Below are 17,198 nucleotides of genomic sequence, written 5' to 3'. Positions count from 1 at the left end.
ATTAACATGAATATTGATATCACTCACAGAGCATATAAAAACAATAAGATAAATATCGCGGGTGTGTTAGATTAGTGGTTGAAATGGATTTCATTTAACACAATAGGTATATCAACATGGATGTCGCTTCCTATCAATTCCAAGAACAACGCAAGCACTGCTTTTCCAATCTCGAACACTGGGATAACGCCTCAGCAGAACAAAAAATCACCTTGTACAAACTGCACAATTATGGCTATCGATTGCTCTTTATACGTCACACCACAGCGGGACCTTTAGCGGTGATATCGCAAGATAATGATATTGCAGTTATCGATGCTGATGGCGCACTAAATTTACAACATCAAATAAAACTGCGGCACAACCCAGCAGAATGAATATTGATAAAAAAGATTGCTGTTGCACTCTTTTTGTCTAAACGTTAAGCCATTACCTGATGAAACACTTCCACATGGTGTGACTCAACCAACTCAGGCATTACGTTATGAAAATAATCTTGAATGGCCTCTTTAGCACAATGCTTATCAAACGCTGCGCGATCAACAAACTTTTCAACAAAAGCGACTTTATTGTCGTCATCCACACTGACATTCAGTTCATAGCGGATACAACCGGGTTCTTGACGTGTATCTGCAATTAAACTGACCAGTGCTGCCACTAATGCATCACGCTTACCTGCTTTAGCAACAAATTGCGCCACACAAACTAACTGAGTGTAGTTAATAACATAATCCGACATTACTACTTCCTTAATCTTGATACATCATATCGATATGGGGGATGCCATCTTCTAAATACACCTTGGAATGATTAATAAAACCAAGGCGCTGATAAAATTTTTGCAGTTGCTCTTGCGCGCCAATTTGTACGCCGGCGTTAGGCCAGTTAGCCAAGGTTTTCTTCAACGCTTGTTGCATTAATGGCTCTGCTAAGCCCTGACCACGATGACTGGGGGTTACAACAACGCGACCAATACTGGCTTGAGGATAACTTAAGCCAGGAGGCAAAATTCGACAATAAGCCACAAGTTGGCCATCTCGGTTCTGGTTCAACATGTGCACTGTTTGTGGGTGACGATCTTTTTCATCTAGCTCAGGGTAAGGACAATTTTGCTCTACTACAAACACATCCACCCTTAGTTTGAGTATTTCATAGAGTTCATCACGTGTTAGTTGGTCAAACTTCAATGTACGCCAAATCACTTCTGACTCCTTTTTCCTATTAATTCAATCGCATTGTAACACTTCTTGTTACGCCACAGTCTATCGATATTGCACCTGCTTTTCTATGCCAAGGTGATAGCACATATTAAACTAATGCTAGACTAAAATATTCTATCCTTACCCTAGCTCAAATTCATTCAATTAGTGCTACGCTGCTTTTACGGATCAGGTAACACAAAAACCTTCATTCTGTTTAAATTATTTCGTAACCGTAAACCCTTACATTTTTGGGAGTGCAACATGAGTAAAGAACGTAATAATTCTAAAGAAGCCAAAAAACAGCCACAACTGTCGTTAAAAGAAAAACGTGCAGCGAAACAAGCTAAAAAGGCACCAACATCAAATATCGTGTCTAAAGCGAAATAAATACCCTTTAGTGATGCTGATAAGAAATACCGAGCATTGCTCGGTATTTTTGTTTTCAGCCCATAAACCACCTATTTCAGTAGGTGATTATCATCAATTAGGCTTTGCCTGAAGGATGTTCAATAGCTTATTAATTCAAGTGATAGGTGAGCTGTGCTAATGGTGCGGTACAAGCTTCTAAATCAGGGATGATTTAGTAAAGCCCATATGGATATATTTACGACGTCTTGTTAACGCACGGCAGGAAAGCGCCCTTTTAGGGATTGATATCAAAGCTACCTTCTTCAGAAGGTGGATTCTTTACTTCTGACGGCACACTTTTACCTTAGGTCTATGACTCCCTTTATCAGCCAGTCATTAACGACTCAATAATCTGTTAAAAATATCTCACATCGCTATCAGGAACAGTATTGTCGATCGCACAACTCTTTGTATGTTGCGATTAGCAAACCAAGCACCATTCAGGATTCGGTGTTTAATCTAGGGCAATAGAGGATACCCATTGTGTGAGTAAAGCATAAAAAATGGGAACTAATTAGCTCCCATTGATGCTTTAACTGTATGCCTTAATCAGCCCTTATGGGCATTCAAGATTACTCAATAGCATAATTAACGTTGGAAATGATGGAACTTATCAATACCGAATGATTTGCCTTCAGCATGACAGGTTGCACAAGATTCACTTGTTGGTTGAGTAAACCAAGTTCCATCGTTGCCATTGCCTTTTTCAGCGCTAATCTCGCCACCATTTTGTTGCATATGGTTTAGGGCTTGTGCATCGCTATGACAAGCAAAGCAGTTAGCTGTGATTGGGCTAGCCATTTTGGTTTGATCGCCATTGTTAAATGCTTTAGCCCGAATGTATTGATTAGGGATTGCATTTAAATCCACACCGTTTGCATGACACGACACACAATTGTCCGCATTTAAACTATCAGCTGAGTTAGCAATGTTATTACCATCCTCATCTTTTTTAGCCCCAGACAATGCATTACCAATTCCCCAGTGCATACTGTGTACCATAGGGCCGAAGCCTGGTGCAGAGTTTTTAGCGCTTCTGTCTTGGCCATTGTTATGACAAGCGACGCAATCGACACCGCCATCGTTATAGGCACCATTTTTATGATAGTTAGTTTCACTATTATGGCAGGTTGTACAACTATCATTGGTTACCGCTAGACGACGTTCATATGGCACTTCTTCGCCACTGATTTGGTTAGTAGCATCAGAGTATGCCGTAAATGATAACGACTCTTTACCGTCATTATCTGTCCAACCATCATAGCTTAGCGAAATACGTGCCGAAGCCATGATATCTGCCGCATCAAAACCTGTTGATGGCGATGGGAAACAATGCGTGCGCGTGCCGTCTGCATTATCGGTTTTAATTTCATCTTTTCCATGGCCTGCAAAGCGACCGACTATTGAGTTATTGTAGTAGCCATGTAAATAAGCCCCAGCATACACAATCGGCGTGTCGGGATGATGACTGGTTAAATCGTGGCTATAATTATCACCTATATGCACCGGTGTTTTGCTATCACCATCAAGCTTAAATAACGCCATTGTGGTACACCAAACACCATTGTCATCTTTAAACGGTACTGATGTTTCAGCAGAGTAACCATTGCGCATAGCTTTCAAATTCGCTAAACCACTTTTTTGTGCGTGGAAATCACGGGCATCAAAACCACTGCTGGTTGCACTCATCACACGATCATACTTAGCGCCTTCGACGCTATGACAATCACTACAACCATTACTTGCAAGATTAGTATTAATTACAGGTTGCGCATGGCAGGTATAACAATTAACAGGGGTGAAATCTTTTTCAAATTTCTGGTGATTAATGTGACCCAACTTCTGCATGCTGTTTTTAGCATAACCACCCGTGTTTAAAGATGAACCATCTTCAGCAATATCCCGTGGAACATTGTTGTGACACACCATACAGCCACCAACAAAATCCACTTCGCCTTCAGTATTTAATGCCACATAACCCGCATGCTTTAAGTCTGAAGTTGCATAATCAACGTGACATGAATAACAGGTTTCAGTGGTTGTAGTATGAGTCATTTCAGGTTTATCAATAATGATATAGGGTGATTTAGCAATTTCACCGCCGCCCACTTGTAAACGGATCAGCCCTTGGGTGTCAGCTTGCACCGCAGCCATTGGCGCAATAAATTGATAATTACCATTATCTAACATTGTCAATGACGCCCCTTCTGTTGGCTTGTCGCCGCCTACCGTGGCATTACCACCGACACTGCCATCACGGCTACGCTGAATACCTTGTTCAGTCATGGCGGCAAGGTATACAGAGGCATCTTTTAATCCTGTAATTGCGATGCCATCTTCGTTTGTTATCGCAAATTCGATAGTCAACTGACCTTCTTCAACCATGTGGTTAATCATTTCCAAATTCGTGACAGTTGATGTTTCCACCACTGGAGGTAATGGACTTGGTCCTGGTTCACCAGGCTCTCCTGGCGCGCCATCTTTACCATCACTACCACAAGCAACAACCCCCATTGCCGTTGCGATGAGAAATGCAATTTTACAGACATTCATCTTTTTCATCATTCACTCCGTTCTTGTTATTATAAATACTACTTATTAGGTACAACCCGTTTAGATAATAAGCAGCTTTAACTTGTTGCAACGAGAGCAAAGTCACATAAAGTTTGCTGAAAAGTATTGAAATATTCAGTTTAAAGTCAAAATCAGACGTAGATCTTATTTTTAACAAACTAATATAAATATGCCTAAATCAGCAAATACTGAAACCCTAAAAAAACAGAACGATACATAATGAAACAAACAAAAAAACTACTCATAAAACCATTGTTCATGAGCAGTTATTGATCGCGATTGAAACTATCAAGAGGCATTTTTAGGCAATAAAAAAGGCCGTAAAGGCCTTTAATATGACGAACGTTAAAATTGCATCACTGTCGGTTCAAGCTATGAGCAACAAGCTGCATCTTTGTTTTTTTTCGGCAATTTATCCCACAATACTTTAGCCATAAGAGCGGCAAGGACTATTCCCGATATCGCCACCACACTTTGAGGTAAAAGTTCGTGTTCTGGGCCAATTTGCGGTAGCACTTCAAATCCGAAGTTGGCAACTAAGTAATTCACCAACATCCCTGAAATCAACGCGACCCCAAGCACACCGCCTAGATACCCCACTAAAGCCCGCTTTCCTAGCTCTTTGCTTACAACGCCAAGGGTGGCAATGTTAGTCGCAGGCCCAGCCATCATAAACACCAAGACCGCTCCTGGTGATACACCAGCAAGTAGCAGCCCTGCCGCAATAGGGGTTGATGCCGTTGCGCAGATATACATAGGCACTGACACTATCACCATCACGAGCATAGCCAGAATACCATCACCCCATTTCGCTAAAAAGTCACCCGGTACATAGGTTTGCACTAAAGCGGCAAAAAATAAACCGACCAACAACCATAGGGTTGTATCGCGCACTAAATCAGTAGCGGCATAGTGCAAACCTGAGCCCACTCGGCTTAAGATTGAGTTTTGCTTTAACGCTGTCGCCATATCATCGGTTGAGGCACAACAACTGTCAGCCATTTCAGTTGCTTTAGGCGTAACCTTCGCTTGATTAGCCGACTTGCTGCTACAACAACTGGTTTTAGCCGGTACTTCGGAATCGTTTTTACCGTGAGCAGGAGTTTGGACTGAAGACAAAGTGGTTGTACTGCAACAGCTCGATTTTTCTGGTGCTTTGTCGACGGATGTTGAACTACAACACGTTTTTGTCTGCTCTAGATTATCCAATGGTTTCTCTGCCACAGCCTTAAATGACTCAGCTTGGAACAACTTAGTTTCAGCCACTACCGGCTTAAAGCTCATTGTGGTTATCGCTTTATTTTTAGCAGGCTGGCTTGCACAACAACTGCTGCTTTTGTTTGCTTCAGCTAATGCAGCGGCAGGTTTTTCCTCCGCGGCTTGGTTAGCTTTATCATTGGGCTTGCCATCATCGTCATCTCGCCCCACTAATAAACCAGCAACAACAGCGCTGGTAATCGCCGCAATGGGGCGCACTATCGCCATAAAGGGGCCAAGTAACACATAAGAAACCGTTACCGAATCAACCCCTGTTTCAGGTGTTGATACAAGAAATGACGTTGTCGCCGCTTTTGATGCACCAGAGCGGCGTAACCCTACCGCAGCAGGAATTACACCACAGGAACATAAAGGTAACGGCGCACCTAAGATGGCCGCTTTTAGAACGGTTTTAAAACCATGGCCACCTAATTGTTTTTGCATCCATTCCATAGGTACAAACACTTTTAACAAGCCAGCCAGCACTAAACCCAATAATAACCAAGGTGCAGACTCTAAAAACAAATGAATAAAGTTTTCAATTAACATAACAACGTCTCCAACGACTTAACTTATATACAAGCCGTTTAAGGCTAAAACAGGTAACAAAAGACCACGGATAAACATCACTTTATTTAGGGGCATGATGATGTCCATTATGCGCAGTCTCATTTCTGGCATTCAGTTGTTTATCTTCAGACTCAAGCGCTTCTAAAATGCTGCAATGCTCTGCACTATCAGGCCCGCCACAACAGGCGTTAGATAAGCTTTGCAGTGAATTAGCAAACTGAGTTAACTCGGCAATTTTTGCTTCAACCTGCCCAAGTTTATTATCCACCATGCCTTTGACGTCAGCACAAGCCCAGTTGGCTTTATCGAGTTCGATAGACAACAGCTCAGATATTTCATTTAAGGTAAAACCCACCGCTTTAGCACGCAAAATAAAGCGTAACCTTGATGCATCTTCTTTGGTATAGAGACGATAGCCAGATTCTGAACGGCTGGAAGGAGCAAGTAAACCGTGCTTTTCATAAAAGCGTAACGTGTCTGCCTTGATATCACATTGACTTGCTAACTCGCCTATTCGGTACATAAGCATCCCGTTTTAGATCAGTAAACCGCTTGAATATAGGTCCAGTATAAACCTTAGAGTTTAATCTAAGGTCAAGGGTTTTAATGCGTTTTATTTTATGTTGCGTTGTTCGGATTTCAATATTGTGAAATCACGCAGAAAAAACACTCAAGCCCTATGGTTTACGGTAAAATACGCGCGCTTTAACGGCACTCATAATAATCACAATAAACAGCTGCACATTTTGTTCAAATAATGAACCCGAGGAGCTTTGGCAAAACAGATTCACTTTTGGTATTACACACCATCAAGCATGATGAATCTGGTTTGCGAAAGATCCTTGAAATTAAATAGTGGACCCTGTACCTACATGAATACTGTCAGACCAATTCGTCGCGCGCTACTAAGCGTTTCAGATAAAACTGGAATCCTTGAATTTGCACAAGCTTTGCATGCTCAAGGTGTTGAACTGTTATCGACCGGAGGCACTGCTAAGTTGCTGGCCGATAACAATATCCCTGTCATGGAAGTTTCTGATTACACAGGTCACCCTGAGATCATGGATGGTCGTGTTAAAACATTGCACCCTAAAGTACACGGTGGCATTTTAGGTCGTCGTGGTATTGATGAGTTAGTGATGGAACAAAACGCCATCAAACCTATCGATTTAGTCGCGGTAAACTTATACCCCTTTGCAGCAACCGTTGCTAAAGAAGGTTGTACATTAGCTGACGCAGTGGAAAACATCGATATCGGTGGCCCTACCATGGTCCGTTCTACAGCGAAAAACCATAAAGACACCACGATTGTTGTTAACGCTAAAGATTACGCGCGCGTGATTGCTGAAATGCAAGCAAACAACGGCAGCACAACGCTTGCAACCCGTTTTGATTTAGCGATTGCCGCATTTGAGCACACCGCAGCCTATGATGGCATGATCGCCAACTATTTCGGCACTATGGTGCCAGCACACAGCAAAGATGAGTGTCACGAAGATTCAAGCTTCCCGCGTACATTCAATACTCAGCTGATTAAAAAGCAAGATTTACGCTACGGCGAAAACAGCCATCAAAAAGCGGCGTTTTATGTTGATGCACACATTGATGAAGCATCCGTTGCCAGTGCAACTCAACTTCAAGGTAAAGCGTTATCTTATAACAACATCGCAGATACCGATGCAGCCCTTGAGTGCGTTAAAGAGTTTGAAGGCCCAGCGTGCGTGATTGTTAAACACGCTAACCCTTGTGGTGTGGCATTAGGTAGTACCATTTTAGAAGCTTACGAGCGTGCTTTTAAAACAGATCCTACATCAGCATTTGGCGGTATCATCGCCTTTAACCAAGAGTTAGATGCAGAAACAGCCAAAGCGATTGTAGACCGTCAGTTCGTTGAAGTGATCATCGCCCCTAAAGTTAGCCAAGCGGCACGCGATATTGTTGCTGCAAAAGCAAACGTACGTTTATTAGAATGTGGCGAGTGGAGCACTAAAACCACTACACTAGACTTTAAACGTGTTAACGGTGGCTTGTTAGTGCAAGACCGCGATCAAGGTATGGTTAATGTTGAAGACGTTAAAGTGGTTTCAAAACGTCAGCCTACAGCTGAACAGCTCACTGACTTAATGTTCTGCTGGAAAGTGGCTAAGTTTGTTAAATCAAACGCAATTGTATACGCCAAAGATGGCATGACAATCGGTGTTGGTGCTGGTCAAATGAGCCGCGTTTACTCAGCTAAAGTGGCTGGCATAAAAGCCGCTGACGAAGGCTTAGTGGTTGAAGGTTCGGTAATGGCATCGGATGCCTTCTTCCCGTTCCGTGATGGCATCGACGCTGCCGCTGCAGCGGGTATCAGTTGTATCATCCAACCGGGTGGTTCAATTCGCGATGAAGAAATCATCGCCGCTGCCGATGAGCACGGCATTGCTATGGTGTTTACCGGAATGCGTCACTTCCGTCACTAATCAGATTTGACGCCACTTATTTTCTAAATTTAAGTGGCGTTTTTGACTTTAATTTTTAACATATTAGAGCCAGCCGTTGTTTCAAGTTCAATGAAAGTAGGCGGAGCTTATAAGTATAAGTGAGCATACTTGAAGCAGAAATTGGAACAATGGCGCAGCTATAAAAGGATTAAAAAATGCAAGTACTTGTAATTGGTGGCGGCGGTCGTGAGCATGCTTTAGCTTGGAAAGCAGCACAGTCTGCTCAAGTTAAAAAAGTGTTTGTTGCGCCAGGTAATGCGGGCACATCACTAGAGCCAAAACTAGAAAACGTTGCAATTAAGGTTGAGGCTATTTCAGAGTTAGTGAAATTTGCGCAGGACAACAAGATTGAACTCACCATTGTTGGTCCAGAAGTGCCGTTATCATTGGGTGTTGTTGATGCATTTCACGAAGCTGGACTGCCCATATTTGGCCCCACTAAAGGCGCCGCGCAACTTGAGTCTTCAAAAGCGTTCACCAAAGACTTTTTAGCACGTCACAATATTCCAACCGCTGATTATTCAAACTTCACTGCTATTGAACCTGCCAAAGCTTACGCCGCTGAGTTAACCGCTAAAACAGGATTCCCCGTAGTAATTAAAGCCGATGGCTTAGCCGCAGGTAAAGGCGTCATTATTGCAGCCAACCAAGCTGAAGCTGATGCCGCCATTGAAGACATGTTGGCGGGCAACAAATTTGGTGAGGCGGGTTCACGCGTTGTTATCGAAGAATTCTTAAAAGGTGAAGAAGCCAGCTTTATCGTCATGGTAGATGGTAAAAACATCTTGGCTATGGCCACCAGTCAGGATCACAAAGCCCGTGACAATGGCGATTATGGCCCAAATACCGGCGGCATGGGAGCATACTCACCAGCGCCGGTGGTAACTCAAGCAGTTCATGACTGGACCATAGCAAATGTTATCCGCCCAACAGTTGATGGCATGGCCGCTGAAGGCAATGTTTACACTGGCTTTTTATATGCAGGGTTGATGATTGCACCAGATGGCAGCGCAAAGGTACTTGAGTACAACTGCCGCTTTGGCGACCCTGAAACTCAGCCAATCATGATGCGCTTACAATCTGACATCGTTGAGCTGTGCCTTGCTGCCACCCGTGGTGAATTGGATAAAGTCAGTGCAGAATTTGACGCTCGTCCTGCTGTTGGGGTGGTGTTAGCAGCTGGCGGTTACCCAGATGCTTATCGTAAGCATGATGTCATTGATGGCTTAGCTTTAGGCGACAACAATGCCAAGGTATTCCACGCTGGTACAGAAATGAAAGACGGTCATGTCGTCACAAATGGTGGCCGCGTATTATGTGCTACCGCATTAGGCAACACAGTCACTGAAGCACAAAAAGCCGCTTACGCTTTAGTTGATGCTATCCATTGGGATGATATCTACTTCCGTACTGATATTGCCTATCGTGCGATTGCACGCGAGCAAGGTAAAGCATAAACAGCAAAGCAAAAGAGGTTGCCATTCGGTAATCATCTTCCTTTAGCGAATAAAAAATCCCTGTGATTGTCACCACAGGGATTTTTTTATTCGAGTATTTAAATACAATCACCATAGCGCTTAGCGACTCATCACACACCATTAATCACTATTCAGCTGGAGGTGTCGGTGTTTTTTTAACAAGTGCTACGGCTTGGTGTTTGGTTAAATTTAAAATCAACGCACCCACCAAAATGGCGATAGCAATGGATAACAAACGTAAAAACTCTGCCGACAAAGATGCGGTACCTTGATGCTTAATCACTTGGTAAGTGAGCACCACAAAATTAGTAAACATTAACTGATATATGCTGAAGCGACATTGACGACGAATGGCATAACAGGCTAATTGAATCCCGCAAAAAATGGTGACGCCAATTAACATCCAAGTCGACACACCAAACATAAACAAAAACATTACAGGTAAAGTAAAGCAGATGCCTATCACTGTGGTGATAATTTTATTATAACTATAGGTGCGATGGTCATTAGCAATAGGGATCATAATCATGCTGCTAATTGTCAGCGTAATCAGCATGGTTTGCGAGCTACCCACCCCTATTAACACCACCATTACCAAACACATGGCTGATGCTTTAAATACAATCAGGCCGATATTGGTTTCCGCTCCCTCTTTGCTAGTTTCATCCATTAAAATATCTTTTTCATCACCCGGAAAAAGTAAGAAACTGATATAGGTAATCACCATAGCTATAAAGAAATCTTTAAACATCAACCAAGGTAGAAAATCTACCTGAGTGCCCATCTGAAAATTCATCACGGTCATAATAATAACCACCATGATAGTCAAAGTGGCAAAGATATCTTTAGGATCATTATGGCTACGGTAAAAACTCCAAAAAAATAATGACCAGCAAAACAAACCGTACCCGGTTGGAGTGTCTTGTAATACTCCACCAACAAACACTAAAACAAAACTAACGAAAAACAATACCAACATTAATTTCAGTAACAAATTCAATGGTGGTTTAGATGGCATTAAGGTTAAAAAGATCACTGTAAATATCGGTGCCAAAACCGGCATCAACGCTCCACTGTATTGCAAGTGAAACAATAAAAGGACCGGAAAAACAACCAGTCGTATTATCGGATTAGCAGCGCTACGAAACATAAGTCCATACACTCACTACGCGGATCCAAAGTTTTGCTAATAATTCACCAAAGCTGCTTTGCTCAGTAAAAAATGCCACCGTTGCCTGTGAGCCATATCGAATATTTTGTGGTACATCTTCATTTTCAAACACAATGTTAACTGGATAGCGTTGTGCTTTCATTGACTGAGTATCTGCCGTTAAAAAACCAGTATTTTGGTCAATATTGTTACTGCCACCTGTTCCCCAACCTATGCTGTCAACTCTGCCACGAAGTACTCGACCTGGAAGCGCATCTAGGACAACTTCGACTAACTGACCCGTTCGAATGTGTTCAAGTGAATTTTCTCTGACTAAAGCTGAAATCCAAACACCACGAGGATCAATGAAAGTTAAAATGGGTGTGCCAACGCTGGCTTTTTGACCTACCGTTAGCTGTAAATTAGTAACGATACCTTTTGAGGGCGCCAGCACCTCTGTGCGCTGTAAGTCTAACTGTGCTTTTTCGAGGTTGGCCATCGCGGCAAGCAATTGCGGGTTATTCTCGCCTTCAGGGCCTAAGTTTTGTTTTGCCTGCACTAACGATGCTTCAGCGGCTTCATAACTGGCTTGGGTTCTGTCGCGTGATTCAGTCGCATTATCTAAATCGGCTTTACTTAATACACCCTGCCCGGCTAATTCCATCACTCGAACATATTGTTCTTTCGCATTGTTACGTGCAGCAATAGCATCAACCACTTTTGCTTGTGCTACAGCTACCGCAGCGGTATTCGCACCAATGCCCTGACCAGCAATAGTCAGATTCGCTTGGGCAGACTGTAATGCGATTTCATAGTTTCGCGGATCGATTTTAAATAGCACACTACCCGCTTCAACCACTTGATTATTTTTTACATTTACCTCAACCACGTTACCGGTCACTTCACTGGCAACTCGCACAAGGTAAGAGTGCACTCTCGCCTCTCCTGTCATTGGCGTAACGCGATCCGCCCATAGGCTATATAACCACACAAATAGGATAACACCGATGATATAAAAACTCAGTTTGCGAGATGATTTTTCCGCAGCAGACATGTCACTACTCTCTAATTATATTGATGTATATGATTCTAACAAAAATAACACTAAGTGAAAGAAATGGATGTTAAATTTCTAATGACCAACAAGCCTATGTGCCCTTTATGACAAAAACAACAAATATCTCCAACAGAATATTCATAAAACAACGATATATTGAATAAAACACAAATAATCTCCAGCATGATGACTTGCATACTTAGGCAGCAAATTCTCACTATTTAGCATAAATACCAACTTTACCGAAAAATTTAATCAATACCAGCATCAAATCTTGATTTTGATTTATAGCCAAACCGCCTCTACACAAGGTTTTAGACTCGACTTTGCTGTGTGACCTGTGTCACGATAAAGTCAGATAACAAGTTAGTAACAAGCTAATACGGCTAGTGTAAAACAGCTTATAACTCCCCCGAATGAGTTCATAAACCCACATAACACACCACTACCCGTTGACCATAAATATAATAATAAATCATCAAAGGGATCCACTTATGCCTGACACTCAGCACAAGCAACCAAGTTTGCTTGACGCGCTTACGCCTGTATTTGCTCTAATCATTATGCTCGCTGCGGCGGTCTATCTTTTTTCATCGGACAGCTCATCTGGTGCCAATCAAATAGCCTTGGTACTAGCTGCCTGTATCGCCATGGTGATTGGGTTTAAAAATGGCTACAGCTGGAATCAAATGGAGCGCGGTATTGTTAAAAGTATTGGTGTAGCAACAGGTGCATTATTGATTTTGTTTAGTGTGGGATCACTGATTGGTACTTGGATTTTAGCTGGCACCGTACCCACCATGATTTATTACGGTATGCAAATCCTTAATCCACAATACTTTTACAGTGCATGTTGTCTATTGTGCGCGGTAGTGGCGTTAAGTATTGGTAGCTCATGGACGGTTGCAGGCACCTTAGGTATTGCGCTAATTGGTATCTCATCGGCCATGGGGCTAGATATTAATATCACCGCCGGAGCCATTATCAGTGGTGCCTATTTTGGTGATAAAATGTCGCCCATGTCCGATACCACCAACCTCGCACCTGCGGTTGCCGGAACCGATATTTTTAGCCACATTAAACACATGACTTGGACAACTGTCCCCAGCATTATTATTGCGCTTATTGGCTTTACCTTTTTAGGCTTAACCGCTGAAGCCACCCCAGTAGAAAATCAACTCACCGACAGTTTAGCTTTGCTTGAACGCACTTTTAATCCTGGCATTCACTTACTGTTTCCGTTACTGGTGGTTTTATATCTTGCCAATCGCAAAATGCCTGCATTTCCAACGGTTATTTTAGGCACATTGGCAGGGGCTGTTTGTGCCGCTATTTTCCAATACGATAACGTGCTGGCATATGTGCATGATGACACTATCTCTCCCCTCTTAGCGTTAGTTAAAGGCATTTGGATTGCCATGTTTGATGGCTATGTGGCTAACACTGGGGATGATGTTTTAGATAATTTATTAAGTCGTGGCGGCATGAGTAGTATGGTTACAACGGTTTGGTTAATTTTGTGCGCTATGGCCTTTGGTGGCGTTATGGAAGTCACAGGTCTGTTGGGGCGAATTCTACAAAGTATTTTAACCCTAGTGACAGGTACGTCTAGTTTGATCATCACCACACTCGGTGTATGCATCGGTGCCAATGTGATTACCGCTGATCAGTACATTGCGATTGTGTTGCCGGGTAGAATGCTAAAAATGGAATATACTAACAGAAAACTAGCAGCAATTAATTTAAGCCGCGCCCTTGAAGATTCTGCCACAGTAACCAGCCCACTTGTGCCCTGGAACACCTGTGGAGCTTTTATGGCCAGCACATTAGGCGTAGCGACCGTGGCATATTTGCCCTATGCATTCTTTAACTTAATTTGCCCTTGTGTCAGTGCATCTTACGCCTACTTCAATTTTAAAATTGAGCCCTTAGATGAAAGCCTAATACATGATGGTACTGTAGTCGGCTAACACCCAAACATATCGCGGTAAACTTGGATGATAAACCGCTTTAACCAAAGCGGTCTTTCATCCAGCCATAATGATAATACCCCCATTGGCCCAAGCGTTTAAGCTGACCAAAAGGCAATATCGAGACTGGCTGAGCGGGTAAAGGTTGACGATATAAAGGCAAGTTAGGTGGTGTGATACCCGCCATACTTTGGGCTAATCGATAGGCCGCCTGACTGCTAAAAGACACCCCTGCACCACAATAGCCTAAGCTGTATCCCACCCCATTTTGTGAAAACACATGGGGCATATCATCAAATGATGCCGCTATCCAACCAGTCCAGTTATAGGCAATGCCTTTGTGTTTTAATGCGGGAAAGCACTTGTCCAAGGCCATTTTTAGCCGTTGCCCATACACAGGGTTAGCACCGTCTTTGCCCCATACAGCGCCTCGACCACCAAACAACAAGCGGTTATCAGGCAAAAGACGGTAGTAATATTTTAAAATCCGTGTATCCATGGTGACTTGCGAAGTATAAATCCCCGCTTGCTGTAATTCTTCAGTAGTCAGTGGCTCAGTCACAATGATATTACTTAAAATTGGCAAATATTTATTATCCATAATTGGCGAAAATTGTTTTGGGGTATAAGCATTGCCCGCACAAATCACCCTGTTAGCCATAAGCTCACCAGACTCGGTTAGCAAGCGATGCTTTGCGCCCGTTTGTTGCCATTCAAGCACGCACGATTGCTCCGATATCGAGACCTTTGCTTGCTGCACCATCTGCTTATAACCCAGTAGCAATTTGAGCGGATTAATCCCAAAACCATCATTAAGTCGCAGTGCACCATAGGCTTGCTGGTGATTCATGTACTGTTCACAAAACGTGTTTCGGTCGATAAACTCAGCACCATCGCCAAAATGTTGTTGAATAAACCCCGCTGCTGCCTGCAGTTGTGCGAGCGCTTTGGGGTTATGAGCCACTTTTAAGTATCCTGTATCTTGTACATCACAACTAATTTGATGTTGCTTAATTAACCCTGAAACGCGCTCGACCGCCTCGGTAAACTCCGCATAAATCCCTTTAGCAGTATCAATATTCCATCGCTGTGCCATGGCGCTATACCCTAAACGGCCAGAGCCTTTAAGCACAAAGCCGGCATTGCGCGCACTGGCACCAAAACCAACTTGATTAGCTTCAAGCACATGACAATCAATATTAAATTCAGTCGCCAAATAGTAAGCGGTTAATAACCCCGTGTAACCGCCACCAATAATAGCCACATCGGTTTGCTGACTGCCCTTTAATGCGCCTTCTGGCGCAGGTAATTGAATTGTACTCGCCCAATAACTATTCGGCAGAGGTTGCTGTTGTGGCGTGGGATTAACGAGGGGATCATAAAGTTGCATTGGGTTAGCCTAATAACGGTAAAATTTGATCCCAGTTGCGTGCCATTAACACTATAAGTTCGGCAGCTGAAGGACTAAAAATTATCAATTGAACACATTTCAAAAAAAGCACCACTTTGACAATTTCAGCTTCTGTAACGCAAGCAGGTTTAATTCGAGTGAAAGTAACTCACGCTCTTGTGCTATTATCTTAGGCGTTTCTGACGTTGTTTGGGTGGATGTTTTCATCATTAAAATACTAATAACATTTCACAGGCGACACAGTGGCAATCAACCCCACAAAGCACGCAGATATAATCTTCACCCATATGTCGTTGATGCCAGCGCTGGGGATGCTGCTTAATTAATTTCCCACCCGCTTTGGTAAAGTATCGAACCGCAGCATTGTTGGGACTTTGTTGCCACAAATGGCTCACGCCAGCTTTCGCCCCTTGCGCCATCACAGCTTGTTTAGAGGCTTGTAAAAGTTGCCCACCTAATCCTTTACCTCGACCATGTTCAGCAATGGTATTGGATTTAAAGTAACACACATCTATAAAGTCAAATCCCCATTCCTCGACTGTGCACCATTGATCCTGCTGCCAATTACCTGCGGCATAGGTTAACCGAAAGCCCAGTAATTCATTGTTTTCAATCGCGACAAAATTGGCATTAATGCCATTTTTTATGCCCTTGTGATAAATGGCTGTTAGCTCATCCATATCCATATACCCTTGGCCATGCACTTGCTCACCAAGCTCTAATACCGCTTTAAAATCATCTTGTTGTAACGTTCTAATCATGTTTTTTATTCTTTTTTGATACCCAGAAAAATTATTTTGGTCCACATTTACAGGCTAATTTAGCATAACAAAAAAGCCTCAAACCAACGATGTTAAACTTTTGTGATAATTTGGCAATAACCTAGTGAACTCCCTTTGTCATACTCACTGCAATTAAACAAAAGGAGCTCAGTTATGAAACGGTCATTAGTTAACGCTAGCCTATTAGCAGCAGGTTTATTCAGTTTATCAACTCAAGCAGCAGACATTGAAGTCAGTGTTACCAATCTTACCCATGGTAATCACTTTACGCCTCTGTTAATAGCAGCTCACACCCGCGACAGCCATTTATTTCACGTCGGTGAAATGGCGACTCCGGCATTACAAAAAATGGCTGAAGGTGGCGACATAGCCGATCTTAATACAGCGGTAATCGGCGCCAATGGCATCACCTCAACTAACCCAGCCATGGGCTTACTTGCCGCTGGCGCTAGCATTAATGATGTCATGTTAGATACAGGCGATAACACTCACCTGTCTATCGTCGCAATGGTGCTGCCAACCAATGATGCATTTATTGGTTTAGACAGTTGGAAAATTCCAACTGAAGCGGGCACGTATACCGTCTATGTTAATGCCTATGATGCTGGCACAGAAGCCAATGATGAAATCATTAATGGCGGCGGTATGTCGGGCGTACCGGGTATTCCTGTCGCTCCCGGTGGCAACGGTGGAGCGAATGGCACCGGCGTAATGGACGGTGCAGATAACATGTACGTGCATACTCACCCAGGCGTATTAGGTGATACCGACCCAATGGGTGGAGCCAGCGATTTAGACAGCCGTATTCACCGCTGGTTAAACCCTGTGGCGAAAGTTGTGGTCACAGTAAAATAAG

Annotated in this window: 15 protein-coding genes; 6 read left to right on the top strand and 9 right to left on the bottom strand. The window is 43.1% G+C overall.

Annotated elements, in window-relative coordinates; translation table 11 throughout:
* The first annotated feature begins 116 nt into the window (after nucleotides 1-116).
* Nucleotides 117-377 carry a hypothetical protein gene (locus OHT75_RS10285; RefSeq protein ID WP_264726383.1) on the top strand — a complete coding sequence of 87 codons (261 nt, stop codon included), beginning with the start codon at nucleotides 117-119 and terminating at the stop codon, nucleotides 375-377.
* Between the two features lie 44 nt (nucleotides 378-421).
* On the opposite strand, the gene OHT75_RS10280 is transcribed toward OHT75_RS10285, so the two are convergent.
* Both OHT75_RS10280 and OHT75_RS10275 read right to left on the bottom strand, forming a co-directional pair.
* Entirely contained in the window at nucleotides 422-739 is a 318-nt protein-coding gene (locus OHT75_RS10280) for a putative quinol monooxygenase (RefSeq protein WP_264726382.1), read from the bottom strand.
* Nucleotides 740-749: 10 nt separating this feature from the next.
* On the bottom strand, nucleotides 750-1,202 hold the full coding sequence (locus tag OHT75_RS10275; RefSeq protein ID WP_264726381.1) for a GNAT family N-acetyltransferase: 453 nt from the start codon (nucleotides 1,200-1,202) through the stop codon (nucleotides 750-752).
* A 261-nt stretch (nucleotides 1,203-1,463) separates the two neighbouring features.
* Here OHT75_RS10275 and OHT75_RS10270 point away from each other — a divergent pair, with 261 nt between their 5' ends.
* Entirely contained in the window at nucleotides 1,464-1,589 is a 126-nt protein-coding gene (locus OHT75_RS10270; RefSeq protein ID WP_264726380.1) for a hypothetical protein, read from the top strand.
* 609 nt (nucleotides 1,590-2,198) lie between these two features.
* Here the strand turns inward: OHT75_RS10270 and OHT75_RS10265 are convergent.
* The 3 genes from OHT75_RS10265 to zntR all read right to left on the bottom strand — a co-directional run bounded on the left by OHT75_RS10265 (nucleotide 2,199) and on the right by zntR (nucleotide 6,534).
* Complete coding sequence (locus OHT75_RS10265) at nucleotides 2,199-4,175, bottom strand: multiheme c-type cytochrome (protein WP_319803631.1); 1,977 nt, start codon at nucleotides 4,173-4,175, stop codon at nucleotides 2,199-2,201.
* A 381-nt stretch (nucleotides 4,176-4,556) separates the two neighbouring features.
* Nucleotides 4,557-5,990, bottom strand: a complete 1,434-nt coding sequence (locus tag OHT75_RS10260; protein ID WP_264726379.1) for an SO_0444 family Cu/Zn efflux transporter — start codon at nucleotides 5,988-5,990, stop codon at nucleotides 4,557-4,559.
* A gap of 82 nt (nucleotides 5,991-6,072) precedes the next feature.
* Nucleotides 6,073-6,534 (bottom strand): Zn(2+)-responsive transcriptional regulator, encoded by a 462-nt coding sequence (gene zntR, locus OHT75_RS10255; RefSeq protein ID WP_264726378.1) that lies wholly within the window; start codon nucleotides 6,532-6,534, stop codon nucleotides 6,073-6,075.
* A gap of 349 nt (nucleotides 6,535-6,883) precedes the next feature.
* Here zntR and purH point away from each other — a divergent pair, with 349 nt between their 5' ends.
* Together purH and purD are read left to right on the top strand one after the other, a co-directional pair.
* Nucleotides 6,884-8,473 (top strand): bifunctional phosphoribosylaminoimidazolecarboxamide formyltransferase/IMP cyclohydrolase, encoded by a 1,590-nt coding sequence (gene purH / locus OHT75_RS10250; RefSeq protein ID WP_264726377.1) that lies wholly within the window; start codon nucleotides 6,884-6,886, stop codon nucleotides 8,471-8,473.
* Between the two features lie 176 nt (nucleotides 8,474-8,649).
* Entirely contained in the window at nucleotides 8,650-9,951 is a 1,302-nt protein-coding gene (gene purD / locus OHT75_RS10245; protein ID WP_264726376.1) for a phosphoribosylamine--glycine ligase, read from the top strand.
* Nucleotides 9,952-10,099: 148 nt separating this feature from the next.
* Here the strand turns inward: purD and OHT75_RS10240 are convergent, their stop codons facing one another.
* Nucleotides 10,100-11,122: a DUF2955 domain-containing protein gene (locus OHT75_RS10240; protein ID WP_264726375.1), complete on the bottom strand. Its 1,023-nt coding sequence runs from the start codon at nucleotides 11,120-11,122 to the stop codon at nucleotides 10,100-10,102.
* Nucleotides 11,112-12,176, bottom strand: a complete 1,065-nt coding sequence (locus OHT75_RS10235) for an HlyD family secretion protein (protein WP_264726374.1) — start codon at nucleotides 12,174-12,176, stop codon at nucleotides 11,112-11,114. The genes OHT75_RS10240 and OHT75_RS10235 overlap by 11 nt, the downstream gene beginning before the upstream one ends.
* A 497-nt stretch (nucleotides 12,177-12,673) precedes the next feature.
* Between OHT75_RS10235 and nhaC the strand changes: the two genes are divergently transcribed.
* The gene (gene nhaC / locus OHT75_RS10230) at nucleotides 12,674-14,149 is read left to right on the top strand and encodes a Na+/H+ antiporter NhaC (protein ID WP_264726373.1); all 1,476 of its coding nucleotides are present in this window, start codon (nucleotides 12,674-12,676) and stop codon (nucleotides 14,147-14,149) included.
* A 40-nt stretch (nucleotides 14,150-14,189) separates the two neighbouring features.
* Here nhaC and OHT75_RS10225 read toward each other — a convergent pair whose 3' ends face one another.
* Together OHT75_RS10225 and OHT75_RS10220 are read right to left on the bottom strand one after the other, a co-directional pair.
* The gene (locus OHT75_RS10225) at nucleotides 14,190-15,539 is read right to left on the bottom strand and encodes an NAD(P)/FAD-dependent oxidoreductase (RefSeq protein ID WP_264726372.1); all 1,350 of its coding nucleotides are present in this window, start codon (nucleotides 15,537-15,539) and stop codon (nucleotides 14,190-14,192) included.
* 230 nt (nucleotides 15,540-15,769) lie between these two features.
* Nucleotides 15,770-16,321, bottom strand: a complete 552-nt coding sequence (locus OHT75_RS10220; RefSeq protein ID WP_264726371.1) for a GNAT family N-acetyltransferase — start codon at nucleotides 16,319-16,321, stop codon at nucleotides 15,770-15,772.
* A 174-nt stretch (nucleotides 16,322-16,495) separates the two neighbouring features.
* On the opposite strand from OHT75_RS10220, the gene OHT75_RS10215 reads away from it, so the two are divergent.
* On the top strand, nucleotides 16,496-17,197 hold the full coding sequence (locus tag OHT75_RS10215) for a spondin domain-containing protein (protein ID WP_264726370.1): 702 nt from the start codon (nucleotides 16,496-16,498) through the stop codon (nucleotides 17,195-17,197).
* Nucleotide 17,198: the final 1 nt, after the last annotated feature.

This window comes from Shewanella subflava, from assembly GCF_025971955.1.
Taxonomy (GTDB): Bacteria; Pseudomonadota; Gammaproteobacteria; order Enterobacterales; family Shewanellaceae; genus Shewanella; species Shewanella subflava.
Note: the sequence above shows the minus strand (reverse complement) of the source record. Positions and strands in the feature narration are given on the sequence as shown.

Excerpts from the sequence above, each read along its gene's own strand:
- OHT75_RS10285 (WP_264726383.1), top strand. The coding sequence starts at position 117 with ATGGATGTCGCTTCCTATCAATTCCAAGAACAACGCAAGCACTGCTTT.
- OHT75_RS10280 (WP_264726382.1), bottom strand. The coding sequence starts at position 739 with ATGTCGGATTATGTTATTAACTACACTCAGTTAGTTTGTGTGGCGCAA.
- OHT75_RS10270 (WP_264726380.1), top strand. The coding sequence starts at position 1,464 with ATGAGTAAAGAACGTAATAATTCTAAAGAAGCCAAAAAACAGCCACAA.
- OHT75_RS10265 (WP_319803631.1), bottom strand. The coding sequence starts at position 4,175 with ATGATGAAAAAGATGAATGTCTGTAAAATTGCATTTCTCATCGCAACG.
- OHT75_RS10260 (WP_264726379.1), bottom strand. The coding sequence starts at position 5,990 with ATGTTAATTGAAAACTTTATTCATTTGTTTTTAGAGTCTGCACCTTGG.
- zntR (WP_264726378.1), bottom strand. The coding sequence starts at position 6,534 with ATGTACCGAATAGGCGAGTTAGCAAGTCAATGTGATATCAAGGCAGAC.
- purH (WP_264726377.1), top strand. The coding sequence starts at position 6,884 with ATGAATACTGTCAGACCAATTCGTCGCGCGCTACTAAGCGTTTCAGAT.
- purD (WP_264726376.1), top strand. The coding sequence starts at position 8,650 with ATGCAAGTACTTGTAATTGGTGGCGGCGGTCGTGAGCATGCTTTAGCT.
- OHT75_RS10240 (WP_264726375.1), bottom strand. The coding sequence starts at position 11,122 with ATGTTTCGTAGCGCTGCTAATCCGATAATACGACTGGTTGTTTTTCCG.
- OHT75_RS10235 (WP_264726374.1), bottom strand. The coding sequence starts at position 12,176 with ATGTCTGCTGCGGAAAAATCATCTCGCAAACTGAGTTTTTATATCATC.
- nhaC (WP_264726373.1), top strand. The coding sequence starts at position 12,674 with ATGCCTGACACTCAGCACAAGCAACCAAGTTTGCTTGACGCGCTTACG.
- OHT75_RS10225 (WP_264726372.1), bottom strand. The coding sequence starts at position 15,539 with ATGCAACTTTATGATCCCCTCGTTAATCCCACGCCACAACAGCAACCT.
- OHT75_RS10220 (WP_264726371.1), bottom strand. The coding sequence starts at position 16,321 with ATGATTAGAACGTTACAACAAGATGATTTTAAAGCGGTATTAGAGCTT.
- OHT75_RS10215 (WP_264726370.1), top strand. The coding sequence starts at position 16,496 with ATGAAACGGTCATTAGTTAACGCTAGCCTATTAGCAGCAGGTTTATTC.